The organism is Neobacillus driksii (genome assembly GCF_013409995.1).
GTDB lineage: Bacteria > Bacillota > Bacilli > Bacillales > Cytobacillaceae > Neobacillus > Neobacillus driksii.
Genome location: NZ_JACCBX010000003.1, coordinates 530,474 through 554,739, shown reverse-complemented (window position 1 = coordinate 554,739; position 24,266 = coordinate 530,474). Strand labels below are relative to the sequence as shown.

Sequence of the window (24,266 nt, the reverse complement as noted above, 5' to 3'; positions counted from 1 at the left end):
GGATCTTCATGTATGGGAGAACGTATTTTTGTGGCGATGTGCCAGAATCAGCCATTGGTGAAAAAGTAACACTGAAAGGCTGGGTTTCAAAACGCCGCGACCTAGGTGGATTAATTTTTATCGATCTCCGCGATCGTTCAGGTATTGTTCAAGTTGTTTTCAATCCGGATGTATCAAAAGAAGCATTGGAAATTGCTGAGAAGATTCGCAGTGAGTATGTACTGGATATTCAAGGAACGGTCATTAGCCGTGAGGCTGGAACGATCAATCCTAATTTAAAAACTGGGAAAATTGAAGTTCAAGCTGAAATGGTAACCATCATTAACGAAGCAAAAACGCCGCCATTTACGATAGCAGATAAAACCGACGTATCTGAAGATGTGCGCCTGAAATACCGTTATTTAGACTTCCGTCGTCCTGTGATTTTGGAAACATTAAAAATGCGGCACCAAGTAACGAAGCACATCAGAGATTTCCTTGATACTGAAGGATTTTTAGATATTGAAACACCAATCTTAACAAAAAGCACTCCAGAGGGAGCCCGTGACTATCTCGTACCTAGCCGTGTTCATCCTGGTGAGTTTTATGCCTTACCACAATCACCACAGTTGTTCAAGCAGCTGCTAATGCTTGGCGGGATTGAGCGTTACTATCAAATTGCCCGCTGTTTCCGTGATGAAGATTTACGGGCAGACCGTCAGCCTGAGTTTACACAGATCGATATTGAAACAAGCTTCCTTGGTCAAGAGGATATCCTGGGCTTAATGGAAAAAATGATGACTGGTTTGATGAAGGAAGTTAAAGGGGTAGATATTCCTGCACCATTTCCACGAATGACTTATGATGAGGCTATAAGCCGCTTTGGCTCGGATAAACCTGATACTCGTTTTGGACTTGAGCTGGTAGACCTTTCCGAAGTTGTTAAGGATTCAGGCTTTAAAGTCTTTGCTGCTGCAGTTGCGAATGGCGGTCAAGTAAAGGGTATTAACGTAAAAGGTGTTGCTGAAAAATATTCTCGTAAGGATATTGATGCGCTGACTGAATTTGTGGGAGTATATGGGGCAAAAGGTCTAGCGTGGCTGAAGGTAGACGCAGAGGGATTAAAAGGGCCGATTGCTAAATTCTTTGCAGACGCAGATGCTAATGCTTTAAGAACGGTATTAGATGCAAACGAAGGAGACCTTCTCCTATTTGTAGCCGACAAGAAAAATGTCGTTGCTGATGCCTTGGGAGCACTGCGTTTAAAGCTGGGTAAAGAATTAGGGCTAATCGATCAAAGTAAGTTTAATTTCCTATGGATTACCGATTGGCCATTGCTTGAATATGGTGAGGAAGAAGGCCGTTATTATGCGGCGCACCATCCGTTCACTATGCCGTTTAGAGAAGACCTGCCATACTTAGATACAGATCCTGCTAGAGTACGTGCACAGGCCTATGACCTTGTTCTAAATGGATATGAGCTCGGAGGAGGTTCATTAAGAATTTTTGAACGTTCTGTTCAAGAAAAAATGTTTAACGTGCTTGGATTCACACCTGAAGAAGCGCAAGAGCAATTTGGTTTCTTATTGAACGCTTTCGAATATGGTACACCGCCTCATGGTGGAATTGCTCTTGGTTTGGACCGTTTGGTCATGCTGCTTGCAGGAAGTTCCAATCTGCGTGATACCATTGCTTTTCCAAAAACGGCTAGTGCCAGCGATTTGTTGACAGACGCACCAGGTGCTGTTTCCGAAGCTCAATTAAAAGAACTTCATTTGTCACTAAATGTTAATAATAAAAGTTAGTAAAACGTTTTCATGAAACCTTGAATGGTCTATTACTTTATGGTATTATAAAATCAATCAAATAAGTGTCCTGAAATGTACGTTGTATTACCTAACTTTTGACCAACATTATTTCTTCGGGAGTCTGCGTTTTCAAGTTGCGTAAAAGCCTCAACCTATACGGTTAAAGGGACTTACATAAACTTGGAATAAGACACCCACCTGCTGATATGCGGGATCAAAAGAAGGAACTAAGCGCGACGGCACCATTGGGACCCTTATAAAAATAGTCTCCTGCATAAGCAGGGGGCTATTTTTATTTTGTGATACGAGGAATTCAACCTCACCTTTATTTGTTCAAGAAAAAAGGGCATTCAAAAACATTCATGAAGCCCAAAAAACAGTGCCATCAGAAAAGATGCGTCTCATAAAGCGATCATGAAGCCCAAAAAACAGTGCCATCAGAAAAGATGCGTCTCATAAAGCGATCATGAAGCCCAAAAATAATGTCATCAGGAAAAAATGGGTCTCATAAAGCGATCATGAAGCCCAAAAATAATGTCATCAGGAAAAAATGGATCTCATAAAGCAATCATGAAGCCCAAAAATAATGTCATCAGGAAAAAATGGATCTCATAAAGCAATCATGAAGCCTAAAAATAAGTGTTCTTAAGAAAAATGGGTCTCATAGAGCGATCATGAAGTCCAAAAATAATTGTAATCAAGAGAAATGGGCCTCATAAAACTTTCATGAAGCAAAATAGTCCCACATTAGCTCGATATTAATCCCTATAGAAATGCTTGAATTTATAGGGGAGTATGTTATATTTTTTTAGGGTAAATGATATTAGTAAGTCGAATTTATATATCTGGAGGATCCACATGCTGCATCAATTTTCTCGTAATGAACTTGCCATTGGCAAAGAAGGTCTAGATATTATGAAAAACAGTACCGTCGCTGTATTGGGAATTGGCGGTGTCGGCTCTTTTGCTGCTGAAGCACTTGCACGCTCTGGGGTTGGCCGGCTGATACTAGTCGATAAAGATACTGTTGATATTACAAATGTAAATCGTCAGCTCATCGCACTTCTTTCCACAGTAGGACAACCAAAAGCTGAACTCATGAAAGAACGAATTAAAGACATTAATCCGGATTGTGAAGTTATCGCTTTGAAGATGTTTTATACAGAAGAAACGTATGAACAATTCTTCAGCCATGGCTTGGATTTTGTCGTTGACGCTTCGGATACGATTATTTATAAAATTCATCTCATGAAAGAATGTCTAAAACGAAATATCCCGATTATCTCCAGCATGGGTGCGGCTAATAAAATGGACCCAACTCGCTTTAAGATTGCGGATATCTCAAAAACGCATACGGATCCAATTGCTAAAGTAATTCGTACGAAGCTGCGTAAAGAACGAATCCACAAGGGCATACCGGTGGTCTTTTCTGATGAAAGTCCGATTGTTATTCGTGAAGATGTCAAGAAAGAGGTTGGGAATGCGAACGCGCCAATTCGTAAAGCACAAATGCCTCCATCCTCTAATGCCTTTGTACCATCTGCTTGTGGAATAATCATGGCAAGTTATGTCGTAAGGCAATTGCTAGCAGATATCAAAATTACACGTGTAGCAGATGAAAAATAAGACTAAGCCCCGTACCTAAAGGTCGGGGTTTATTTTTTTGATAATAATGGGAAATTTTATCTATTATACGGTAAACTTGAAGGAGAGAGGGGGAAGTTTATTGGAATCCATTGTAGCCATAAAAGATGTTACCAAAGTGATTAAAGGAAGAACGATAATAGATAATATCAGCTTTGAGGTTAATAAAGGTGAAGTATTTGGTTTCCTAGGACCAAATGGGGCCGGTAAAACAACCACTATTCGAATGATTGTTGGTCTGATAGATATTACATCAGGGGATATCATGATAGGTGGGAAAAGTATAAAAACGAACTTTGAAGATGCGGTAAGACATGTGGGAGCCATCGTTGAGAATCCGGAAATGTACAAATTTCTAAGCGGCTATCAAAACCTCATCCACTATGCTCGCATGGTAAAAGGAGTTACAAAGGAAAAGATTGATGAGACAGTTAAACTTGTCGGATTATCAGACAGAATTCATGATAAAGTTAAAACTTACTCACTTGGGATGCGCCAGAGATTGGGATTGGCACAGTGCCTTTTACATGATCCTAGTGTATTGATCTTGGATGAACCGACAAACGGACTGGATCCTGCAGGAATAAGAGAGATTCGTGATTATATTCGGCTGCTGGCGAGGGAAAAAAATATGGCTGTCATTGTTTCAAGCCATATCCTTTCTGAAATGGAAATGATGTGTGACAGAATCGGAATCATTCAAAATGGACAGCTTATTGACGTCCAACTGGTACAAGAGTTTGTACACAGCAGCAGTGCTAGTTTTGAATTTGAGGTTATTCCCAGTGAAAAGGCAGTAACCCTTGTGAAGTCAAACTTTCCCGATATCCCTGTTACTTCTTCACGAAACGGCATAACGCTGGAGCTGACAAAAGAAGTTGTACCAGAATTGGTAAAAATGTTCGTTGAAGAGGATATCCAAGTGTTTGGAATTAAAGAAGTATCGAAAACTTTAGAAGACCGCTTCCTTGAAGTAACGGCAGATAAGGGGGGCAAAAGACCATGATTAATTTAATTCGTAATGAATGGATGAAAATTTTTAGAAGACCTGGAACTTATGTGATGATTGCTATTTTATTAGTCATTATCTCGGTCACGGGAATCTTTATGAAATATAATCTAATCGAAGAGGAACCAAATGTTACGGAAGAATGGAAACCGGTATTACAACAGGAAAATGAGGCATTGAAAAAGCAGCTAGAATCCAGTTCTATTAAAATGGAGCAGGAGTACTACAAAAAACAAATTGCGATTAATGAATACAGAATTGAGCATGATATCCCTTTTCGGGAAAAGTATAATGTCTGGTCATTTGTAAAAGACAATTCGGAGCTTATCTTATTAGCAGGATTGTTTACGATTGTGATTTCTGCAGGAATCGTAGCAAGTGAATTTAATTGGGGCACGATTAAGCTGCTGTTAATCCGTCCGATAAATCGAAGTAAGATATTATTGTCAAAGTATATTACTGTTTTGTTGTATGCTTTCTTAATGGTTGGAATTTTATTTGGATTTTCAGTCCTGCTTGGCGCAATCCTTTTTGGATTCCCTGAACAAGCACTTCCTTATTTAAATTATTTTAATGGCAAAGTAACGGAACAGCATATTGTTGTTCATTTAATTGTTTACTATGGATTAGGTTCAATTGAGATGATTATGCTTACAACAATGGCGTTCATGATTTCATCCGTCTTCCGAAACAGCTCTTTGGCAATCGGGTTATCTTTATTTCTAATGTTCACGGGTAGCCAATTCACGGCACTTCTGTCAATGAAGTTTGATTGGGCAAAATACATTTTATTTGCGAATACTAATTTAATGCAGTACATCGAGGGAACACCGCTCCTTGAAGGGATGACGATGACTTTCTCAATCATCATGCTGATTATCTATTTTGTGATTTTTCAATTTCTGGCATTCTATGTCTTTAAAAAGAGAGATGTTGCAGCATAAAAAGAAGACCTCTGGCGTCTTTACCAGAGGTTATTTTTTACGAATTAATTTTTCATAAACGGTTGCAAGTGCCTGCTCAAACTTTCCTGTTTTCTTAGGTTGATAATATTTCTTGTTCTTTAGTTTGTTAGGCAGATATTGCTGAGGCACCCAGCCGGATTCATAATCATGTGGATATAAGTATCCAATTCCTCTGCCTAGCTCTTGTGCTCCTTTATAATGAGCGTCACGCAAATGATCCGGTACTTCACCAATATTTCCTTTTTGAATATCTGAAATGGCTTCACTGATGGCTATTACTGCTGAGTTAGATTTCGGTGATAGACATAACTCAATGACTGCATTAGCTAAGGGAATTCTAGCTTCAGGAAACCCAATTCTCTCTGAAGTTTCTATAGCTGCTAGTGTACGTGCCCCAGCCTGTGGACTGGCTAGACCAACATCTTCATAGGCGATTACAAGCAGCCTTCTGCTAATACTTTGAAGATCACCTGCTTCAATTAATCTTCCAAGATAATGCAGGGCCGCATTCACGTCACTTCCACGAATTGACTTTTGAAACGCAGAAAGAACATCATAATGACCATCACCATCTTTATCCGAGCCATAACTTTTCTTTTGCATGCATTCTTCTGCCGTTTTAAGGTCGATATGGATAACTTCCTCTTCATCCGTGTCGGTTGAAAGGACGGCAAGCTCTAATGCGTTTAACGAGCTGCGGACATCTCCATTCGAGGCGCTTGCAAAATGAGTTAATGCGTCTTCAGTTATATCAATCTTTAGCTTTCCGAAACCACGTTCTTCGTCCTTAAGGGCTCGGAGTAATGCAAGTTTGATTTCTTCAGGAGTTAATGGTTTGAGCTCGAAAATTTGGCAGCGGCTGCGAATGGCAGGATTAATTGCGTGATATGGGTTACTCGTTGTGGCACCAATAAGGGTGATCATGCCATTTTCTAAAAAAGGTAATAGGAAATCCTGTTTTCCTTTATCTAGCCGATGGACTTCATCCAGGAGCAGAATTACTTTTCCGGACATTTTTGCTTCTGCTGCTACGATTTCCATGTCTTTTTTATTGTTAGTGACCGCGTTTAGTGTCCGGAAGGCATATTTGGTGCTGCCAGCGATGGCACTTGCAATCGAGGTTTTGCCTATACCTGGGGGTCCATATAAAATCATTGATGTCAGCTGTTTCGCTTTCACCATACGGGCAATAATATTATCATCGGCAACAAGGTGCTGCTGTCCAACGATCTCTTCAATTGTTCTAGGTCGCATTCGAAATGCCAGCGGCTTTTGCTGCATACTTCATCTCTCCAACTAAAATATAAAGTTCCATTTAACTCTACCATTTTCTCAGCAAAAAGCATATTAAAGTACAATATGATATAATTGCTAATGCCTATCAAATTACTTTGTATTTAAAAAGAAATTAAAATAATAGAGGTGTAAAATATGAGGATTTCAACAAAAGGCCGTTACGGATTAACAATAATGATTGAACTTGCTAAAAACCAAGGCGAAGGACCAACATCATTAAAAACAATTGCCCAAGCCAATAACTTATCTGAACATTATCTGGAACAGCTTATCGCTCCTTTAAGAAATGCTGGCTTAGTGAAAAGTATTCGTGGTGCATACGGTGGTTATATCTTAGCTGATGCTCCAACGAAAATTACTGCTGGTGACGTCATCCGCGTACTCGAAGGGCCGATTACACTTGTGGAAGGAATTGAAGAAGAAGAGCCAGCACAGCGCGAGCTTTGGATTCGTATTCGTGACGCAATTAAAAGTGTTCTCGACCATACTACCCTCGAAGATCTAGCAAGTCATAGCAACGATACAGAAACAGATGGTTATATGTTTTATATTTAATGTTAACAGTAGAATAGAGAATTTATTTTGATTGAAGGTGGAACGATGGAAAGAATCTATCTTGACCATGCTGCTACAACTCCTATGCACCCTCGGGTGATTGAAAAAATGATGGAAGTAATGAATAACAATTATGGTAACCCATCCAGCATACATTCGTTTGGACGGGAAGCACGGCACTATATTGATTTGGCACGAGAAACGTTGGCTCGGAGTATTGGCGCTAAGGAAAATGAAATTATTTTTACAAGCGGTGGTACAGAAGCTGATAATATGGCCTTATTTGGTGTTGCCGAAAGCTACCAGCATAAAGGTAAGCACATTATCACCACTCAAGTTGAACACCATGCTGTACTTCATGCCTGCCAACGTTTAGAAAAAATGGGCTTTGAGGTAACCTATCTACCTGTTGATGAAACAGGGGAAATATCACTTGATGACCTTATTTCGGCCTTAAGAGATGATACCATCCTTGTATCCGTTATGTATGGGAATAATGAAGTGGGAACACTTCAGCCGATAAAAGAAATTGGCGAGATACTTAAAGCTTATCAAGCGTTGTTTCATACAGATGCCGTCCAGGCATATGGAATGGAAGACATCAATGTCAATGAACTGAATGTTGACTTATTAGCTGTTTCCGCTCATAAAATAAACGGACCTAAAGGGACTGGTTTTCTTTATGTGCATGACAAGGTTAAATTGGTCCCTCGTGCTTTTGGTGGTGAGCAGGAACGGAAAAGACGGGCAGGTACGGAAAATGTTGCGGCCATTGTTGGGTTTCAAGAAGCTGTAAAAATAGCCTCTGAAGAACGTTTAGTGAAACGGGAAAAGTATCAAGGATTTAAGAAAATATTGATAGAAAAATTGGCTGCACATCCTATTGAGTTTTCCATAAACGGATTGCTTGATAAATCAATGCCTCATGTATTAAACTTAAGCTTTCCGGGAATAAACGTGGAAGCGATGTTAGTGAACCTTGATTTAGCTGGTATAGCTGTTTCAAGTGGTTCTGCCTGCACAGCGGGTTCGATTGAACCTTCACATGTCCTGGTTGCCATGTTTGGTAAAGAATCAGATCGGTTGATTAATTCTATCCGTTTCAGCTTTGGTTTTAACACGACAGAAGACCAAATCATCAAAACAGCTCAAGAAACGGCAAGAATTGTTTCTCGTCTGACAAAATAAATGCACGACATTTTTAAAGTAAAGAGAGGTGAGAACAATGGAAAAAAGAGAACCAAAGGATATTCGTGTCGTTGTTGGTATGTCAGGTGGCGTCGATTCCTCTGTCGCGGCGTTGTTGTTAAAACAGCAAGGCTATGATGTCATCGGTATCTTTATGAAAAACTGGGATGATACTGACGATACTGGATTTTGCACTGCGACTGAGGATTACAATGATGTCATACGTGTGTGTAATCAAATTGGTATTCCTTATTACGCTGTTAATTTTGAAAAGCAATATTGGGACAAGGTATTTACTTATTTTCTTGATGAATACAAGGCAGGCAGGACACCAAACCCTGATGTCATGTGTAATAAAGAAATTAAGTTTAAAGCTTTTCTTGAGCACGCAGTCAACTTAGGTGCAGATTACCTTGCAACAGGTCATTATGCGCAAGTGGAATATCGTGACGGAGAATACAAAATGCTGCGCGGTAAAGATGAAAATAAGGATCAGACCTATTTCTTAAATCAATTGTCCCAAGAACAGTTAAGTAAAGTTATGTTCCCAATTGGTAATTTAGAGAAACCGAAAGTACGTGAAATTGCTAAGGAAGCAAATCTAGCCACGGCTACAAAAAAAGATAGCACTGGGATTTGTTTTATCGGTGAACGTAACTTTAAAGAGTTCCTTGGTCAATACCTTCCAGCTCAGCCAGGAAACATGGAAACAATGGATGGAGAGGTAAAAGGAAGGCACGAGGGCTTGATGTACCATACTATCGGGCAGCGTCATGGTTTAGGAATTGGCGGCTCAGGTGAGCCATGGTTTGCGATTGGCAAGGATTTAAAGAGAAATATCCTTTATGTCGGACAAGGCTTTCATAATGAAAAGCTCTATTCGGACTCCATTATTGCTGATAACGTAAGCTGGGTATCCGATCGGGAAAAGCCTTCTGAGTTTACATGTACGGCAAAATTCAGGTACCGTCAAGAAGACAGCAAAGTGACGGTTCAGCTTATGGACGACAATAAAGTTAGAGTAATCTTTGATGAACCAATTCGTGCGGTAACCCCTGGTCAGGCAGTTGTATTTTACAATGGTGATGAATGCCTTGGCGGTGGTACGATCCATGAAGTTTATAAAGATGGCCAACGTTTGACATATGTTGGTTAAAATAACCCTGATTCCATCTGGAATCGGGGATTTTTTCTCAATTTATGATATTATTTATGACTGTTCCAAAGGTTTTGAACAATTTTAATGGGTTTTGTACATTTTTTGAGGTGTTTTGAACAAATTTTAAATGGTTTTGTACATTTTTTTATACCTTTTTTACATTTAGACAAATATTACCAAAAATTACGCAGGGATATGAGGCGTATTCACCACCAATAGTCACGAAAAATTTTCTAATATGATATACTCTCAAGTAGAACGGAGTGATAGTAACATGGATAAAAACCAATTAGGTGTTCAATACATGCAAGAAGGTAAATGGGAAGAGGCGGCGAAGATCTTTAATGAGATTATAGAAGAAAACCCGAATGATCCCATTGCATACATAAATTTTGGTAATGTGCTTTCCGCTGTCGGTGATGATGAGAAGGCATTGAAATTTTACCAAAAGGCAATTGAATTAGATGAAAACACTGCAGCTGCTTATTATAGTGCTGGTACGATTTATTTCAGCCTTGACCAATTTGATAAAGCTAAAAATATGTTTGAACAAGCAATGAAAAAAGGTCTACACACAAGTGATAATTATTTCATGCTAGGTTTAACCCTTGTACAGCTTGATCAAGGTAAATTTGCTCTGCCTTATTTACAAAGAAGTGTTGAACTCAATGAGGAAGATGCGGAAGCACGTTTTCAGTATGGATTATGTCTTGCACAGCTTGAATTAATTGATGAAGCGATTGTTCAATTTGAAAAATGTATCGAATTAGATGAGGAGCATACAGACGCCATGTATAATTTAGGCGTTTCATATGCATTTAAAGAAAAAGCAGATAAAGCATTAGAAATGTTCGATAAAGTACTTGAGATACAACCGGATCATTTGTTAGCAGGCCATGCAAAAAAATTGATTGAATCAGCAAAATAACCCCATCACAACAAATAGGAAGGAGGAAGCACCCGTGGACAAGCAAAGCTCGCTTGATTTATTTGCTGAGCAAGGGAAGTTCGTCAAAGGAAAACACCTAGTTACGATTTTTCATAATGAGCAGAATCTTTACACGGTATTAAGAATTCGTGTTGAAGAAACTAACCATGAATATGAAGACAAGGAAGCGGTGATCACAGGCTATTTTCCTAAAATTCATGAACATGAAACCTACATTTTCTTTGGTGATTTTAAGGACCACCCTAAGTTTGGCATGCAATTTCAAACCAAGCATTTTCGGAAAGACATACCTCAAACCAAGCAAGGTGTCGCTGCTTATTTATCTAGCGAGATGTTTAAAGGAATTGGAAAGAAAACAGCAGAAAAAATTGTAGAAACATTAGGAGAAAACGCGATTTCAAAAATTCTAAATCAACCCTCCTTACTTGATTCTGTCCCAAAGCTTCCTCCTGATAAAGCAAAAATGCTTTATGATACGTTGATGGAGCACCAGGGCCTTGAGCAGGTAATGGTCGCTTTAAATCAATATGGTTTTGGGCCGCAGCTATCAATGAGAATGTATCAAACCTATAAGGACGAAACCCTGGATATTATTCAAAAAAATCCCTATAAACTCGTAGAGGATATTGAGGGGATTGGTTTTGGCCGTGCCGATGAGCTGGGTTATCAACTTGGAATCCAAGGTAATCATCCGGATAGGATAAAAGCAGCCTGTCTTTATTCACTGGAAAATGAGAGCATGCAGACAGGGCATGTTTATGTACACGTAGAGGATATGCTAATACAGGTTAAAAACTTGTTAGAAGAAAATAAACGTGATCAAATTGAATTCACCGATATTTCCACAGAGATATTGAAACTAGAAGAAGAGGGAAAACTAGTTGGTGAGGAAAAGCGTGTCTATTTACCTTCTTTGTATTTTGCTGAAAAAGGCTTAGTCACAAGTATAAAAAAAATACTGGCACAAACCGAATATAAGGATCAATTTCCTGAATCGGAATTTTTGCTGGCATTAGGGAATCTTGAGGAGAGACTAAACGTACAATATGCTCCAACACAAAGGGAAGCGATACAAACAGCGTTGATGTCACCGATGTTAATTCTTACAGGTGGACCTGGAACAGGTAAAACAACGGTTATCAAAGGGATAGTTGAGCTCTATGCAGAATTGCATGGCTGTTCATTGGAGCCTAAGGATTATCATGCAAAGGGAGAACCTTTTCCTTTTTTACTAGCTGCCCCAACAGGGAGAGCCGCAAAAAGGATGAGTGAATCAACAGGCCTGCCGGCTGTAACGATACATCGCTTACTGGGCTATAATGGAACAGAAGCCTTTGATCATGATGATGCAAGTCCTCTAGAAGGAAAAATTCTTATTGTTGATGAAACATCCATGCTTGATATTTGGTTAGCAAATCAATTATTCAAAGCACTGCCAGAGAATATTCAAGTCATACTTGTAGGTGACGAGGATCAGCTGCCTTCTGTTGGACCTGGTCAGGTGCTGAAGGATTTACTGAAATCAGAGGTTGTTCCGACTGTTAGATTAACAGATATTTATCGCCAGGCTGAAGGATCATCTATTATTGAACTCGCACATGACATTAAAAAAGGGTTCTTACCTCCCAATGTTACCTTAAAGCAGCCTGACCGTTCATTTATCAAATGTTCGACACCTCAGATTCCTCAGGTGATTGAAAAAGTTGCGCTTAATGCGAAAAGTAAAGGGTATTCAGCAAAGGATATTCAAGTGCTGGCACCGATGTACAGAGGTCCTGCAGGTATTGATCGCTTAAACGTATTGTTACAGGAAATATTTAATCCTAACCCAGATGCTACTCGTAAGGAAATTACTTTTGGGGAAGTAAAATATCGTATTGGTGATAAAGTGCTCCAGCTTGTAAATCAGCCAGAAAGCAATGTTTTCAACGGCGATATTGGAGAAATTATTTCAATCATCTATGCAAAGGAAAATACAGAAAAACAGGATATGGTATACATTTCTTTTGAAGGCAATGAAGTCGAATATACACGGCAGGATTTGAATCAAATTACTCATGCCTATTGCTGTTCGGTACATAAATCGCAAGGCAGTGAGTTCCCAATCGTCATTCTCCCCATTACAAGAAGCTATTTTCGAATGTTAAGAAGAAACCTCATTTATACCGCTATCACAAGAAGTAAGCAATCGCTAATCTTGTGTGGAGAAGAGGAAGCACTAAGGATGGGTGTCGAAAGAGCGGATGAACAAAGTAGACAAACCACATTATCCCAAAAACTCCAAGAAATGATAACAGTCAAAGAACTTGCTGAAGAACCAGATCAGGAAGAAACAACATTATCAGCAGAGGAACTATTAATGCAAGTCAATCCAATGATTGGCATGGAAAACGTTTCACCTTATGATTTCATGGTAAATGACTAAAACTATAAATGTTCACAGGAGGTGGGGCACTCTGCGAACATTTGGTTTATTAAAAGGACAGCCGGTGTTTGAATCGAAAACGGGTTCGAAGATTGGCGAGGTTACAGACTTATGTATCTCAAATGATGGGATAGTTAAGGGCCTTTTGGTTAAAAAAGGCGTTTTCTTTAAACGATCCTATTTTCTTGACATTCAGGATGTACTATCGTTTGGCTGGGATGGGGTCATGATTGAAGAGAATGAATCTCTTGAAAGACTCAAAACAAATCCAGAATATACCCTTTTCCATCAGCACTCTCTAAATGGAAAAATGCTTATTTCAAATAGCGGAGAGTCACTCGGATTGTTAGAGGATGTATATTTTCATGAGGAATTGGGCACAATCGTAGGGTACGAAATTACGGATGGTTTCTTTTCAGATATAACGGAAGGGAAACAAATTATACAATCCGAGAAGCCCCCTGCGATCGGAAAGGATGCCATCATCGTAGACGTTAATCATACGTGAGGTGTTCTTTTTATGCTCAAGTGTCCCAATTGTCAGAGCAAGGATATCGGCAAAATCGGAATAAACCAATATTATTGCTGGAATTGTTTTATTGAATTGTCTCTCGCCAAAGGCATCATCAATACCCATCAAGTCGAAGAAGATGGTACACTCAGTTCCTTAGATGACTTGTTTGAAGAAGAAGAGCGTCGTTACACCATTTAAAGTGGCAACACTTAGTTACTGAAGGAAGACAGTTATCATGTTCGAAGCACTGTCAAACTACAGAAGAGGTGAGACGTATGAATAAAGTAATGACTTCCGTTGTTGCATTTGGAGTTGGAATGGCAGCCTATAATCTTGCACAAAGAAACAACATGATGTCTGGCCGTCAAATGAAACGAATGCAAAGAAAAGTAAAACGTGCTTTATTCTAATAGTAATCCCCCTCGTGATGAGGGGGATTTTTGCTTTATGTATAAATCCGGTATCTGACTCCAAAAATATAGTAGATAAGGGGGCATGCATCGGTGGACATTCGCGTTAAATGGTTTTATCGAATCGGTTTTTTGCTTCTTTTACTCATTGCTATTTATGTATTTTTAAAAATCCGTTTTTTCTGGCTGCCTATCGTTAGAGTGGTTTTTGTTATTATACTCCCTTTCTTTATAGGTGGTTTTATTACTTATTTGCTCCATCCTATCGTGGAAAAGCTGCATGAAAAGGGCCTGCACCGCGGGATAGCTATTTTCTTTATTTATTTTCTGTTTTTTGGCGGTATTGGTCTAGCTATATATAAAGGAATTCCCGCCTTTATTTCTCAAGTACGGGACCTGGCAGAAAGTGCTCCCATTTTAGCAGAGCAATACCGAAGCTGGATTAAGGACCTACAATCACATACACGTGAGTGGCCAGACGGACTTCAAGAGCGGATCAACGACGGTATCATCGGTTTTGAAAAGAAATTAGATTCTCTCCTAACTGTAATCGTTGATTCCTTATTAAACATTTTGAACTTTGCATTTGCGTTGATGATTATCCCTTTTATTGCTTTTTATATGTTGAAGGATTTCACCACCATAAAAAGAGCCGTTTGGTATATCACACCTAAACAATGGCGGAGAAAAGGAACGCATTTTCTTAAAGATATCGATGAATCGCTCGGGAGCTATATTAGGGGTCAGCTCCTCGTCTGTCTCATTATCGGAAGTCTTTCAACGATATTCTTTTGGATATTTCACTTAAAGTATCCCTTGCTTTTAGGATTGATTATTGGAGTCACAAATGTCATCCCTTATTTTGGTCCAATAATAGGTGCAGTTCCAGCTGTGTTTATTGCTGCAACAAGCTCGGTAAAGTTAGTGATTATTACAATTGCAATCGTTTTTGTATTGCAATTTTTGGAAGGCAATATCCTCTCCCCTTATATTGTTGGAAAGAGTCTTCATATGCACCCGCTAATGATTATGTTAGCGTTAACCTCAGGAGGGGAAATAGGGGGAATAATTGGAATGATTGTAGCAGTGCCCGTTCTAGTTGTCCTTAAAGTTAGCGTTCTTCACGCTAAAAACCATTTCGCACGCGGAAAACTGAAGGAACCTGCATCATAAAATAGGTATTAGATTGACAAACGTTTTTTGTGTAGCTATAATCCGGTTATAGAATATTTTGGATTAACATGTTGAAGGACCCTAGTATGTTGTAGTCCATCTCTAAGAGAGGAGCTTCCTTGGCTGCGAGAAGCTTTAGATGAAGGATAACAGAAGCTAGTCCGGAGTGCAGCTAACCACTGCCGTCATTGCCGCGTTAAGGCGTTATTTGAGAGGTGAACACGTGTTTTTTGTGTTCATAATCAGGGTGGTACCGCGAGTTAGCTCTCGTCCCTGTTAGGGATGAGGGCTTTTTTGTGTTCTTTTTTAATTTAAAAGGAGGGTAAAAATAATATGAAATACTTGACTGGTTCAGAAATTCGAAAAATGTATTTAGACTTTTTTCAGGAGAAGGGGCATGCTGTTGAACCAAGTGCGTCACTTGTTCCTCACGACGATCCATCATTATTGTGGATTAATAGTGGTGTTGCCACATTAAAAAAATACTTCGATGGACGCGTAATTCCTGATAATCCTAGAATTACAAATGCTCAAAAATCAATCCGTACCAACGATATTGAAAATGTTGGAAAAACAGCACGTCATCATACTTTTTTCGAAATGCTTGGGAACTTTTCGATTGGTGAGTATTTTAAAGAGGAAGCAATTGAATGGGCATGGGAATTTTTAACCGATAAAAAATGGATAGGCTGGGACCCAGAATTACTTTCTGTTACGATTCATCCTGAGGACCATGAAGCATTTGAGCTTTGGAATAAAAAGATTGGTATTCCAGAGGAAAGAATTATCCGCCTTGAAGGGAACTTCTGGGATATTGGTGAAGGACCAAGTGGACCAAATACTGAAATCTTCTATGATCGAGGTCCAGAGTATGGTGATGATCCGACAGATCCTGAATTATATCCAGGCGGTGAAAACGAACGTTATCTAGAAGTTTGGAATCTTGTTTTTTCACAGTTTAATCATAACCCGGACAATACCTACACTCCACTGCCAAAGAAGAATATTGATACAGGTATGGGATTAGAAAGAATGGCTTCCGTCGTTCAAAACGTACCAACTAACTTTGATACAGACTTGTTTATCCCAATTATCAGAGCTACAGAAGAAATTTCGGGTGTGAAATATGGTGTAGAAAAAGAAAAGGATACTGCATTTAAGGTCATTGCAGACCATATTCGTACGGTGGCATTTGCTGTTGGTGATGGTGCACTGCCTTCTAATGAAGGACGCGGGTATGTATTACGCCGTTTACTGCGCCGTGCGGTTCGGTACGCTAAGCAAATTAATATCAACCGCCCATTTATGTATGAACTAGTTCCTGTGGTGGGAGAAATCATGCATGATTTTTACCCAGAGGTAAAGGACAAAACTGAGTTTATTCAAAAAGTTATAAAAAATGAAGAGGAACGCTTCCACGAAACTTTACATGAAGGCTTATCCATACTAGGAAATGTCATCAAGAAAGAGAAGGAAAAAGGCAGTGATACAATTCCAGGAAGTGATGTTTTCCGTCTTTATGATACCTATGGTTTTCCTGTTGAACTAACAGAAGAATATGCAGAAGAAGAAGGCATGAAGGTTGATCATGCTGGGTTTGAAACAGAAATGGAATTACAGCGTGAGCGTGCTCGTTCTGCGCGTCAGGAAGTTGGCAGTATGCAGGTTCAAGGCGGTGTACTAGGCGATATTGTTGTAGAAAGTCAATTTGTTGGTTATGACCAGCTTGAAACAAGCTCGACAGTTGTTGCAATTGTTAAACATGGAGAATTAGTTGACGAAGCATTCAGTGGTGATGAAGTGCAGCTAATACTTGATGTCACTCCTTTCTACGCAGAAAGCGGCGGTCAAATTGCGGATCGCGGAATCATTCAAGCAGAAGGTGTTACCGTAAGCGTAAAGGATGTACAAAAGGCGCCAAACGGGCAAAATCTTCATAGAGCTATAGTGGAGTCAGGAATTCTTAAAACAGACGCAAAAGTGACTGCAAGTGTGCATCAAGATAATCGAGTACAAATTATCAAAAACCATACTGCTACACACCTGCTTCATCAAGCATTAAAGGATGTGCTTGGAACGCATGTAAACCAGGCAGGTTCACTGGTAGAACCAGATCGTCTTCGTTTTGACTTTTCACATTTTGGCCAAGTAAAGCCAGAGGAATTAGAGGAAATTGAAAAGATCGTGAACGAAAAAATCTGGAAGAATATCGAAGTGGATATTAGCTTAAAGCCAATTGCTGAGGCAAAATCAATGGGTGCAATGGCGCTTTTTGGTGAAAAATATGGCGATATCGTTCGAGTGGTTAAAGTAGGAGATTATAGCTTAGAACTATGCGGAGGTTGTCACGTACCAAATACATCTGTTATTGGGCTATTTAAAATAGTTTCTGAAGGCGGTATTGGTGCAGGTACAAGGAGAATTGAAGCAGTTACCGGCGAATCTGCTTATCAATTAATGAATGACCAGGTTACTTTATTAAAGGATGCAGCGGACAAGCTGAAAACTAACCCTAAAGAGGTAGTTAACCGGATAGAAGTCTTAATGACTGAAATTAAACAACTTCAGCGGGAAAACGAATCACTTGCAGCCAAGTTAGGAAATATTGAGGCGGGTAACCTTGTATCAAAAGCAAAGCAAATTGACGGTGTCACCGTATTAGCTGCAAAAGTTCAAGCTTCTGATATGAATAACTTACGAAATATGGCCGATGATCTGAAACAAAAAATCGGTTCGGCTATAATCCTGCTAGGAAGTGTAAATGAAGGGAAAGTTAATTTAATCGCAGCGGTGACGAAGGATTTAATTGACAAGGGATACCATGCTGGAAAATTAATCAAAGAAGTCGCAACAAGATGCGGTGGAGGAGGCGGAGGCCGTCCAGATATGGCCCAGGCTGGTGGTAAAGATCCTGAAAAACTCGACTCTGCCCTGCAATTCGTTGACGAATGGGTAAAATCAATTTGATAATGAGACAAAGTAGTGTAATATAAAGGTAACTAAACTAAAAAGTGGTATCAACTAGAAAATTTCAGTTATCTCCTCTATAAAAAAGCGAGGTGCATGTAATGAGCTCATTTGATAAAACGATGAGGTTTAATTTTCCTGAAGAGCCTTTTGAACATGACGTAAATGATGTTCTTTTTCAAGTTCATGAAGCCCTGCAAGAAAAAGGATATAATCCAATTAATCAAATCGTCGGATATTTACTTTCGGGTGACCCTGCTTATATTCCCCGTCATCGTGACGCACGGAATATCATTCGTAAACTCGAGCGGGATGAAATTATTGAGGAATTGGTTAAATCCTATTTAAAACAACGACGTGAGGGTTAAGAAATGCGAATTATGGGATTAGATGTTGGCTCTAAGACAGTCGGTATTGCCATCAGTGATGAACTTGGCTGGACTGCACAGGGCCTCAAAACCCTAAAAATTGACGAAGAAAAAAATAAGTTTGGTTTTGACGAAATTGGTCAATTAATAAAAGAGTATGGAATTAGTCAAGTTGTCATCGGTTTGCCAAAGAATATGAATGGCACGATTGGACCTCGAGGTGAAGCCAGCAAGCGGTACGCAGAGGAAATTGAAAACCAGTTTTCAGTTTCAACCATTTTATGGGACGAGCGTTTAACGACAATGGCAGCAGAGAGAGTCTTGCTTGAAGCGGATGTCAGCCGTAAAAAGCGAAAAAAGGTTATTGATAAAATGGCAGCTTCGATGATTCTACAAGGCTATCTGGATAGTAAAAATTAATGAGGTGACGTTATGGAACACGGAGAAAATCAAATTACAATTGTAGACGAAAAAGGTAACGAACAATTATGTGAAGTACTTTTTACATTTGAATCAGAGGATTTTGGCAAGTCCTATGTTTTGTTTCAACAAGTAGGCGGCGTAGAAGACGATGAAGAGGGTCCTGAGATTCATGCATATGCCTTCAATCCTAATGATGAAGACGGTGAAGGGGAATTAATTCCTATCGAAACCGAAGAAGAATGGGATATGGTAGAAGAAATGCTTAACACTTTTTTTGACGAACAAGAAGACGAAGAATAATTTCCAAAAAAGGCGATCCTACGAAGGGTCGCTTTTTTTGTCATATTGTGAATGCGCTTTCGCAGAAAAATTGACATTTTTCGCTATATATGCTGAAATAATATCTGATATGCTTTTTTAAAATACCGTAAAAAAAGAGTTTGAAAGATATATGTTTAACCGGCAAATGGGAGGGGCAATAAAATGTCATCAGAAGAGACACACTCGAAAAAAGAAGTCATTCGTAAGAAAATGCTTGAACACCAAAGCGAGGCAAGAATTGTTCGCAGAATCGTTTTAACCATTACGATTGTAACCCTTTTAGTATTGATCTTTATTGGCGGAGGGGGTTACCTCTACATCAAGTCTGCCCTTGAACCAGTTGACAAGGACAGTAAAGTTCAAAAAAAGGTAGAAATACCGATTGGCTCATCGGTTACGGGGATATCTGAAAAATTAGCAGAGAGTGGAATTATTAAAAATGCTAAAGTCTTTAAATATTATGTAAAGTTTAAAAATGAAGCAGGTTTTATGGCTGGGGAATATGAACTGAGTCCCTCAATGGAGATTCCCGAAATTATTAATCGGTTAAAAACAGGGAAAGTACTCCAACAGGCAGCGTTCCAGTTAACGATTCCAGAAGGTAAACAATTAAGAGAAATCGCCCAAATTATGGCGAAGGCTGTAAATAAACCTGAGGATGAAGTTTTTAATCAATTAAATGATCGTACATTCATCCAAACATTAATGGCAAAATATCCGGATCTACTAACAACAGATATCTTGAATCCAAATATAAAATATCCACTAGAGGGTTATTTGTTCCCAGCAACCTATCCTTTCTACAAACAGAATCCAACCATTGAAGAAATGGTTGTAACCATGCTGGATCAGACTCGAAAAGTGATAACACCATATTTGGCAGAATCTAGTGATGAAAAGATCACTGCACACCAGCTGCTAACCATGTCCTCGCTAATCGAGGAAGAAGCAACGGAAAAGGCTGACCGCAAAAAAATCTCAAGTGTTTTCTATAACCGGATCGAGCAAGGGATGCCTTTACAAACAGATCCAACTGTACTTTATGCACAAGGCAAACACAAAGAGAGAGTATTATACGAGGACTTAGAAGTAGATTCACCATATAATACCTACAAACATAAAGGACTCCCTCCAGGGCCAATAGCAAATGCAGGTAAAGATTCTCTTGATGCAGCAGTGAATCCAGCAGACACAAAACATTTATATTTCCTAGCCACAGCGGAAGGGGAAGTAATTTTTACAAATACTCTAGATGAACACAACGCAGCTAAAGCGGAGCATATTACCAACCAATAATTAACCAAATAACAAGGAGGAATAGTTTTCTTTCCTCCTTGTTTATGGTAAAATAGTTCAAGTGTTTTATGAGCAGATAATAGCGTTTCTATTGAACGCTATTTTTTCATGTCTAAAGAGCAGTCTTGTTGGCAAACAATGCTTTTTAAAGTATAGAGGCAGGTGATGGCAGTTTGTTGAATGATAAACTGCATTCTTATATTGAGGAACTAATTCCAGAGCGTGATCCATTGTTTATCGAAATGGAAGGCTACGCTAAAGAAAACAAAGTACCGATTATGGAGCTCGTGGGAATCGAAGCATTGCTGCAGCTTTTAAGAATTCAAGATTCAAAAAAAATTCTAGAGGTAGGTACTGCAATAGGATATTCGGCTTTGCGTATGGCTGAGGCACTGCCAAATGCGTCGATTGTTACGATAGAACGAGATTTAGAAAGAATTCAGGCAGCTGAAGAATATATGAGTCGTTCGAAGCATGGCGAACAGATTTTATTGATTAAAGGTGACGCCCTTGAAGTGGAGGAACTGGTAAAGGGACAAGCACCATACGATACCATTTTTGTAGATGCTGCAAAAGGTCAATATAAAAAATTCTTTGAAATGTATTCGAAATACTTAAGTGTTGATGGAGTCATCATTACGGATAATGTTTTATTTAAAGGTCTTGTAACAGAGGCAGAAATCGAATCAAAACGGATTCGGAATCTCGTTAGAAAAATTGATGATTTCAACCAATGGCTGATGAATCACCCTGATTATCACACTGTTATTCTTCCTGTTGGCGATGGAATCGCAATTAGTAAAAAGAAGAGGTGAAGCAAGTTGAAAAAAACGGAATTACTAGTAACGCCATTATCAGTGGATGATATTTTACCATTAGCTGAAGCTGGTGCTGATGCATTTGTGGTCGGTGAACAAAGATATGGATTGCGTTTAGCAGGTGAATTTAATCGCGAACAGGTAAAACAAGCAATAGACTTAGCACATGAACAAGGTAAAAAAGTATATGTCGCGGTTAATGCTATCTTTCATAATGAAAAGGTTGCTGAATTAGATGACTATATAAAATTTGTTGCTGAAGCAAATGCAGATGCGATTATTTTTGGTGACCCTGCTGTTCTAATGACCGCCCGTGAAGTGGCACCAAATATGAAACTTCATTGGAGTACGGAAACGCTTGGGACAAATTGGTTCTCATGTAACTATTGGGGCAAAAAGGGTGCGAAGAGAGCTGTTCTTGCCCGAGAGATTAATATGGATGCAATTGTCGAAATCAAAGAAAATGCTGAGGTTGAAATCGAAGTACAGGTTCATGGCATGAGCTGTATGTTTCAATCAAAGCGATCCCTGCTTGGTAACTATTATGAGTACCAAGGAAAAGTAATGGAAATTGAAAATCGTAGAATGGAAAAGAATATGTTCCTTCACGATAAAGAAAGAGAAAACAAGTATCCAATCTTTGAAGATGAGAATGGAACCCATATTATGAGCCCAAATGATATATGTATCATTGACGAGCTTCAAGAAATGTTAGAAGCTGGAGTAGATTGTTTTAAAATCGACGGTATCTTAAAGACATCTGATTATGTTATTGCGGTAACAAAGGCGTACCGCGAAGCTATTGACTTGTACTTCCAAGAACCAGATTTATACGAGGACAAAAAAGATGAGCTGTTAGAAGAGATTGAAGAAATTCAGCCAGCTAACCGCAAATTGGATACAGGATTCTTTTTTAAGGAAACAGTATATTAAAAGAAAAGCTGCAGCGCCTAGGCGCTGCAGCTAGACAAAAAGTAGGAGGAGTTCAATCGTGAATACAGTTACAAATAAAATTTCTGAAATCATCGATGGAAAACGTGTGATTGTGAAAAAGCCAGAACTCCTTGCGCCGGCAGGAAATCTTGAAAAATTAAAGATTGCTGTACAATACGGAGCTGATGCCGTGTTTATTGGCGGTCAGGAATATGGTTTACGTTCAAACGCTGATAACTTTACATTTGAGGAAATGAAAGAAGGCGTAGAATTCGCTAAAAAATATGGTGCGAAAATCTACGTAACAACAAATATCTTTGCTCATAATGAGAATATTGATGGATTAGAAAACTATATCCTTGGACTAAAAGGAACAGGAATTGCTGGGATTATCGTGGCAGATCCATTGATTATTGAAACTTGCCGCAGACTTGCTCCAGAAATTGAAATTCATATTAGCACGCAGCAATCAATTACAAACTGGAAAACAGCTCAGTTTTGGAAGGAAAGCGGTGCCGAACGTGTCGTGTTAGCACGTGAGGCAAGTGCAGAAGAAATTAGAGAAATGAAGGAAAAGGTCGATATTGAAATTGAGACCTTTATTCATGGTGCCATGTGTATCGCTTATTCTGGACGTTGTACATTAAGCAATCACATGACTGCAAGAGATTCTAACCGAGGCGGATGCTGTCAGTCGTGCCGCTGGGATTATGATTTATTTCAGCTGGAGGGCAGCACAACGGAAGTACCTCTTTTTAGTGAAAATGACGCTCCATTTGCAATGAGCCCGAAAGACCTTAATCTTATCCAAGCCATTCCTCAAATGATTGAGCTCGGAATCGATAGCTTGAAAATTGAAGGCCGTATGAAGTCGATTCACTATATTGCAACGGTTGTAAGTGTCTATCGCAAAGTAATTGAAGCTTATTGTGCAGACCCTGATAACTTCGTCATTAAACGTGAGTGGTTAGAAGAGCTAGATAAATGTGCGAACCGTGAAACGGCACCAGCATTTTTTGAAGGCATTCCGGGGTATAAAGAGCAAATGTTTGGTAATCATAGCAACAAGACAAAGTTTGAATTTGTCGGTCTTGTGTTGGATTACAATGAAGAAACACAAATGGTCACCCTTCAACAACGAAACCACTTTAAACCGGGTCAGGAAGTTGAGTTCTTCGGTCCGGAAATTCAAAACTTTAAACATGTGATTGATAAAATCTGGGATGAAAAAGGTAACGAACTGGATGCTGCTAGACATCCGCTTCAGATTGTACAATTCAAATTGGACAAACCGGTTTACCCTAACAACATGATGCGAAAGGAGAACTAGGTTGATGCGCAAACCGGTTGTTATTGGTGTTGCCGGAGGTTCCGGCTCAGGAAAAACGAGTGTTACTAAAGCTATATATGAAAGCTTTAAAGGTCACTCTATTACGATGATTCAACAAGACTTTTATTATAAAGACCAAAGTGATTTACCATTTGAGGAACGATTAAAAACGAATTATGATCATCCACTGGCATTTGACAATGATTTGCTCATCAAACATATTGAAAAACTATTACGATACGAGCCAATTGAAAAACCAGTGTATGATTATTCCATTCATACTCGTTCAAAAGAAGTTATTGCAGTTGAACCTAAAGATGTTATTATTTTAGAAGGTATACTTGTTCTTGAAGATGAGCGGCTGAGAAATTTGATGGACATCAAGTTATATGTTGATACTGATGCAGATATTCGAATTATCAGAAGGTTATCACGCGATATTAAAGAGCGTGGACGTACCTTGGACTCTGTTATTGAACAATATACAAATGTTGTCCGTCCTATGCACAACCAATTTATTGAGCCGACTAAGAGATATGCAGATGTGATTATCCCTGAAGGCGGGCAAAATCATGTGGCGATTGATTTAATGGTGACAAAAATTCAAACAATTCTTGAACAAAAGTCATTTTTATGAAACAATAGCGTAAAGATTAGTTTGAAATGAATCCATATTGGATGAATACAAGTTGCGCGCCCTTTTAAGAGGACACGCTCCTATGTATTTGTGTGATAC

23 protein-coding genes, 1 other RNA gene and 1 other annotated feature are annotated in these 24,266 nt (G+C 39.1%); of the genes, 23 read left to right on the top strand and 1 reads right to left on the bottom strand.

All coding sequences use genetic code 11. The features are described 5' to 3' along the window. Nucleotides 1-8: 8 nt before the first annotated feature. From aspS to F4694_RS09120, 5 genes are all read left to right on the top strand, one after another. The gene (aspS, locus tag F4694_RS09140) at nt 9-1,784 is read left to right on the top strand and encodes an aspartate--tRNA ligase (protein ID WP_179597025.1); all 1,776 of its coding nucleotides are present in this window, start codon (nt 9-11) and stop codon (nt 1,782-1,784) included. Nucleotides 1,785-1,848: 64 nt separating this feature from the next. Next, nucleotides 1,849-2,043: non-coding RNA, 6S RNA (ssrS, locus tag F4694_RS09135), on the top strand. A 602-nt stretch (nt 2,044-2,645) separates the two neighbouring features. After that, nucleotides 2,646-3,413 carry a tRNA threonylcarbamoyladenosine dehydratase gene (locus F4694_RS09130; protein ID WP_179597023.1) on the top strand — a complete coding sequence of 256 codons (768 nt, stop codon included), beginning with the start codon at nt 2,646-2,648 and terminating at the stop codon, nt 3,411-3,413. 100 nt (nt 3,414-3,513) lie between these two features. Further along, nucleotides 3,514-4,437, top strand: coding sequence for an ABC transporter ATP-binding protein (locus tag F4694_RS09125; protein WP_179597021.1), 924 nt, complete (start codon nt 3,514-3,516; stop codon nt 4,435-4,437). Beyond that, nucleotides 4,434-5,384: an ABC transporter permease gene (locus F4694_RS09120; RefSeq protein ID WP_179597019.1), complete on the top strand. Its 951-nt coding sequence runs from the start codon at nt 4,434-4,436 to the stop codon at nt 5,382-5,384. Before F4694_RS09125 ends, F4694_RS09120 begins: the two co-directional genes overlap by 4 nt. Before the next feature lie 30 nt (nt 5,385-5,414). On the opposite strand, the gene F4694_RS09115 is transcribed toward F4694_RS09120, so the two are convergent. Continuing rightward, entirely contained in the window at nt 5,415-6,686 is a 1,272-nt protein-coding gene (locus tag F4694_RS09115; protein ID WP_179597017.1) for a replication-associated recombination protein A, read from the bottom strand. Nucleotides 6,687-6,836: 150 nt separating this feature from the next. On the opposite strand from F4694_RS09115, the gene cymR reads away from it, so the two are divergent. From cymR to udk, 18 genes are all read left to right on the top strand, one after another. Continuing rightward, a complete protein-coding gene (cymR, locus tag F4694_RS09110; RefSeq protein ID WP_179597015.1) occupies nt 6,837-7,256 on the top strand; it encodes a cysteine metabolism transcriptional regulator CymR in 420 nt (139 codons plus the stop codon). A gap of 45 nt (nt 7,257-7,301) precedes the next feature. Further along, complete coding sequence (locus F4694_RS09105; RefSeq protein WP_179597013.1) at nt 7,302-8,444, top strand: cysteine desulfurase family protein; 1,143 nt, start codon at nt 7,302-7,304, stop codon at nt 8,442-8,444. Nucleotides 8,445-8,481: 37 nt separating this feature from the next. Next, nucleotides 8,482-9,600, top strand: a complete 1,119-nt coding sequence (gene mnmA, locus F4694_RS09100) for a tRNA 2-thiouridine(34) synthase MnmA (protein ID WP_179597010.1) — start codon at nt 8,482-8,484, stop codon at nt 9,598-9,600. Between the two features lie 277 nt (nt 9,601-9,877). Further along, a complete protein-coding gene (locus tag F4694_RS09095; protein ID WP_179597008.1) occupies nt 9,878-10,531 on the top strand; it encodes a tetratricopeptide repeat protein in 654 nt (217 codons plus the stop codon). 34 nt (nt 10,532-10,565) lie between these two features. Continuing rightward, nucleotides 10,566-12,977: an SF1B family DNA helicase RecD2 gene (gene recD2, locus F4694_RS09090; RefSeq protein ID WP_179597006.1), complete on the top strand. Its 2,412-nt coding sequence runs from the start codon at nt 10,566-10,568 to the stop codon at nt 12,975-12,977. After that, nucleotides 12,970-13,485, top strand: a complete 516-nt coding sequence (locus F4694_RS09085; RefSeq protein ID WP_306458447.1) for a PRC-barrel domain-containing protein — start codon at nt 12,970-12,972, stop codon at nt 13,483-13,485. The genes recD2 and F4694_RS09085 overlap by 8 nt, the downstream gene beginning before the upstream one ends. 12 nt (nt 13,486-13,497) lie before the next feature. Next, entirely contained in the window at nt 13,498-13,689 is a 192-nt protein-coding gene (locus F4694_RS09080) for a hypothetical protein (protein ID WP_090758867.1), read from the top strand. Between the two features lie 77 nt (nt 13,690-13,766). Next, nucleotides 13,767-13,901, top strand: coding sequence for a YrzQ family protein (locus F4694_RS09075; RefSeq protein WP_179597004.1), 135 nt, complete (start codon nt 13,767-13,769; stop codon nt 13,899-13,901). A 93-nt stretch (nt 13,902-13,994) separates the two neighbouring features. Continuing rightward, entirely contained in the window at nt 13,995-15,074 is a 1,080-nt protein-coding gene (locus F4694_RS09070; RefSeq protein ID WP_179597002.1) for an AI-2E family transporter, read from the top strand. Nucleotides 15,075-15,136: 62 nt separating this feature from the next. Continuing rightward, nucleotides 15,137-15,352, top strand: a binding site (T-box leader). A gap of 55 nt (nt 15,353-15,407) precedes the next feature. Further along, nucleotides 15,408-18,041, top strand: a complete 2,634-nt coding sequence (gene alaS / locus F4694_RS09065) for an alanine--tRNA ligase (protein ID WP_179597000.1) — start codon at nt 15,408-15,410, stop codon at nt 18,039-18,041. Between the two features lie 101 nt (nt 18,042-18,142). Next, nucleotides 18,143-18,409, top strand: coding sequence for an IreB family regulatory phosphoprotein (locus tag F4694_RS09060; protein ID WP_063251385.1), 267 nt, complete (start codon nt 18,143-18,145; stop codon nt 18,407-18,409). A 3-nt stretch (nt 18,410-18,412) separates the two neighbouring features. Next, nucleotides 18,413-18,829, top strand: coding sequence for a Holliday junction resolvase RuvX (ruvX, locus tag F4694_RS09055; RefSeq protein WP_063251384.1), 417 nt, complete (start codon nt 18,413-18,415; stop codon nt 18,827-18,829). 12 nt (nt 18,830-18,841) lie between these two features. Next, entirely contained in the window at nt 18,842-19,132 is a 291-nt protein-coding gene (locus F4694_RS09050) for a DUF1292 domain-containing protein (RefSeq protein ID WP_045517819.1), read from the top strand. 183 nt (nt 19,133-19,315) lie between these two features. After that, nucleotides 19,316-20,449, top strand: a complete 1,134-nt coding sequence (gene mltG, locus F4694_RS09045; RefSeq protein ID WP_179596998.1) for an endolytic transglycosylase MltG — start codon at nt 19,316-19,318, stop codon at nt 20,447-20,449. Nucleotides 20,450-20,622: 173 nt separating this feature from the next. Further along, nucleotides 20,623-21,264 (top strand): O-methyltransferase, encoded by a 642-nt coding sequence (locus tag F4694_RS09040; protein ID WP_179596996.1) that lies wholly within the window; start codon nt 20,623-20,625, stop codon nt 21,262-21,264. A 6-nt stretch (nt 21,265-21,270) separates the two neighbouring features. Next, entirely contained in the window at nt 21,271-22,200 is a 930-nt protein-coding gene (locus F4694_RS09035) for a peptidase U32 family protein (RefSeq protein WP_179596995.1), read from the top strand. A gap of 58 nt (nt 22,201-22,258) precedes the next feature. After that, nucleotides 22,259-23,530 (top strand): peptidase U32 family protein, encoded by a 1,272-nt coding sequence (locus F4694_RS09030; RefSeq protein ID WP_179596993.1) that lies wholly within the window; start codon nt 22,259-22,261, stop codon nt 23,528-23,530. A 1-nt stretch (nt 23,531) separates the two neighbouring features. Then, nucleotides 23,532-24,167: a uridine kinase gene (gene udk, locus F4694_RS09025; protein WP_179596991.1), complete on the top strand. Its 636-nt coding sequence runs from the start codon at nt 23,532-23,534 to the stop codon at nt 24,165-24,167. Nucleotides 24,168-24,266: the final 99 nt, after the last annotated feature.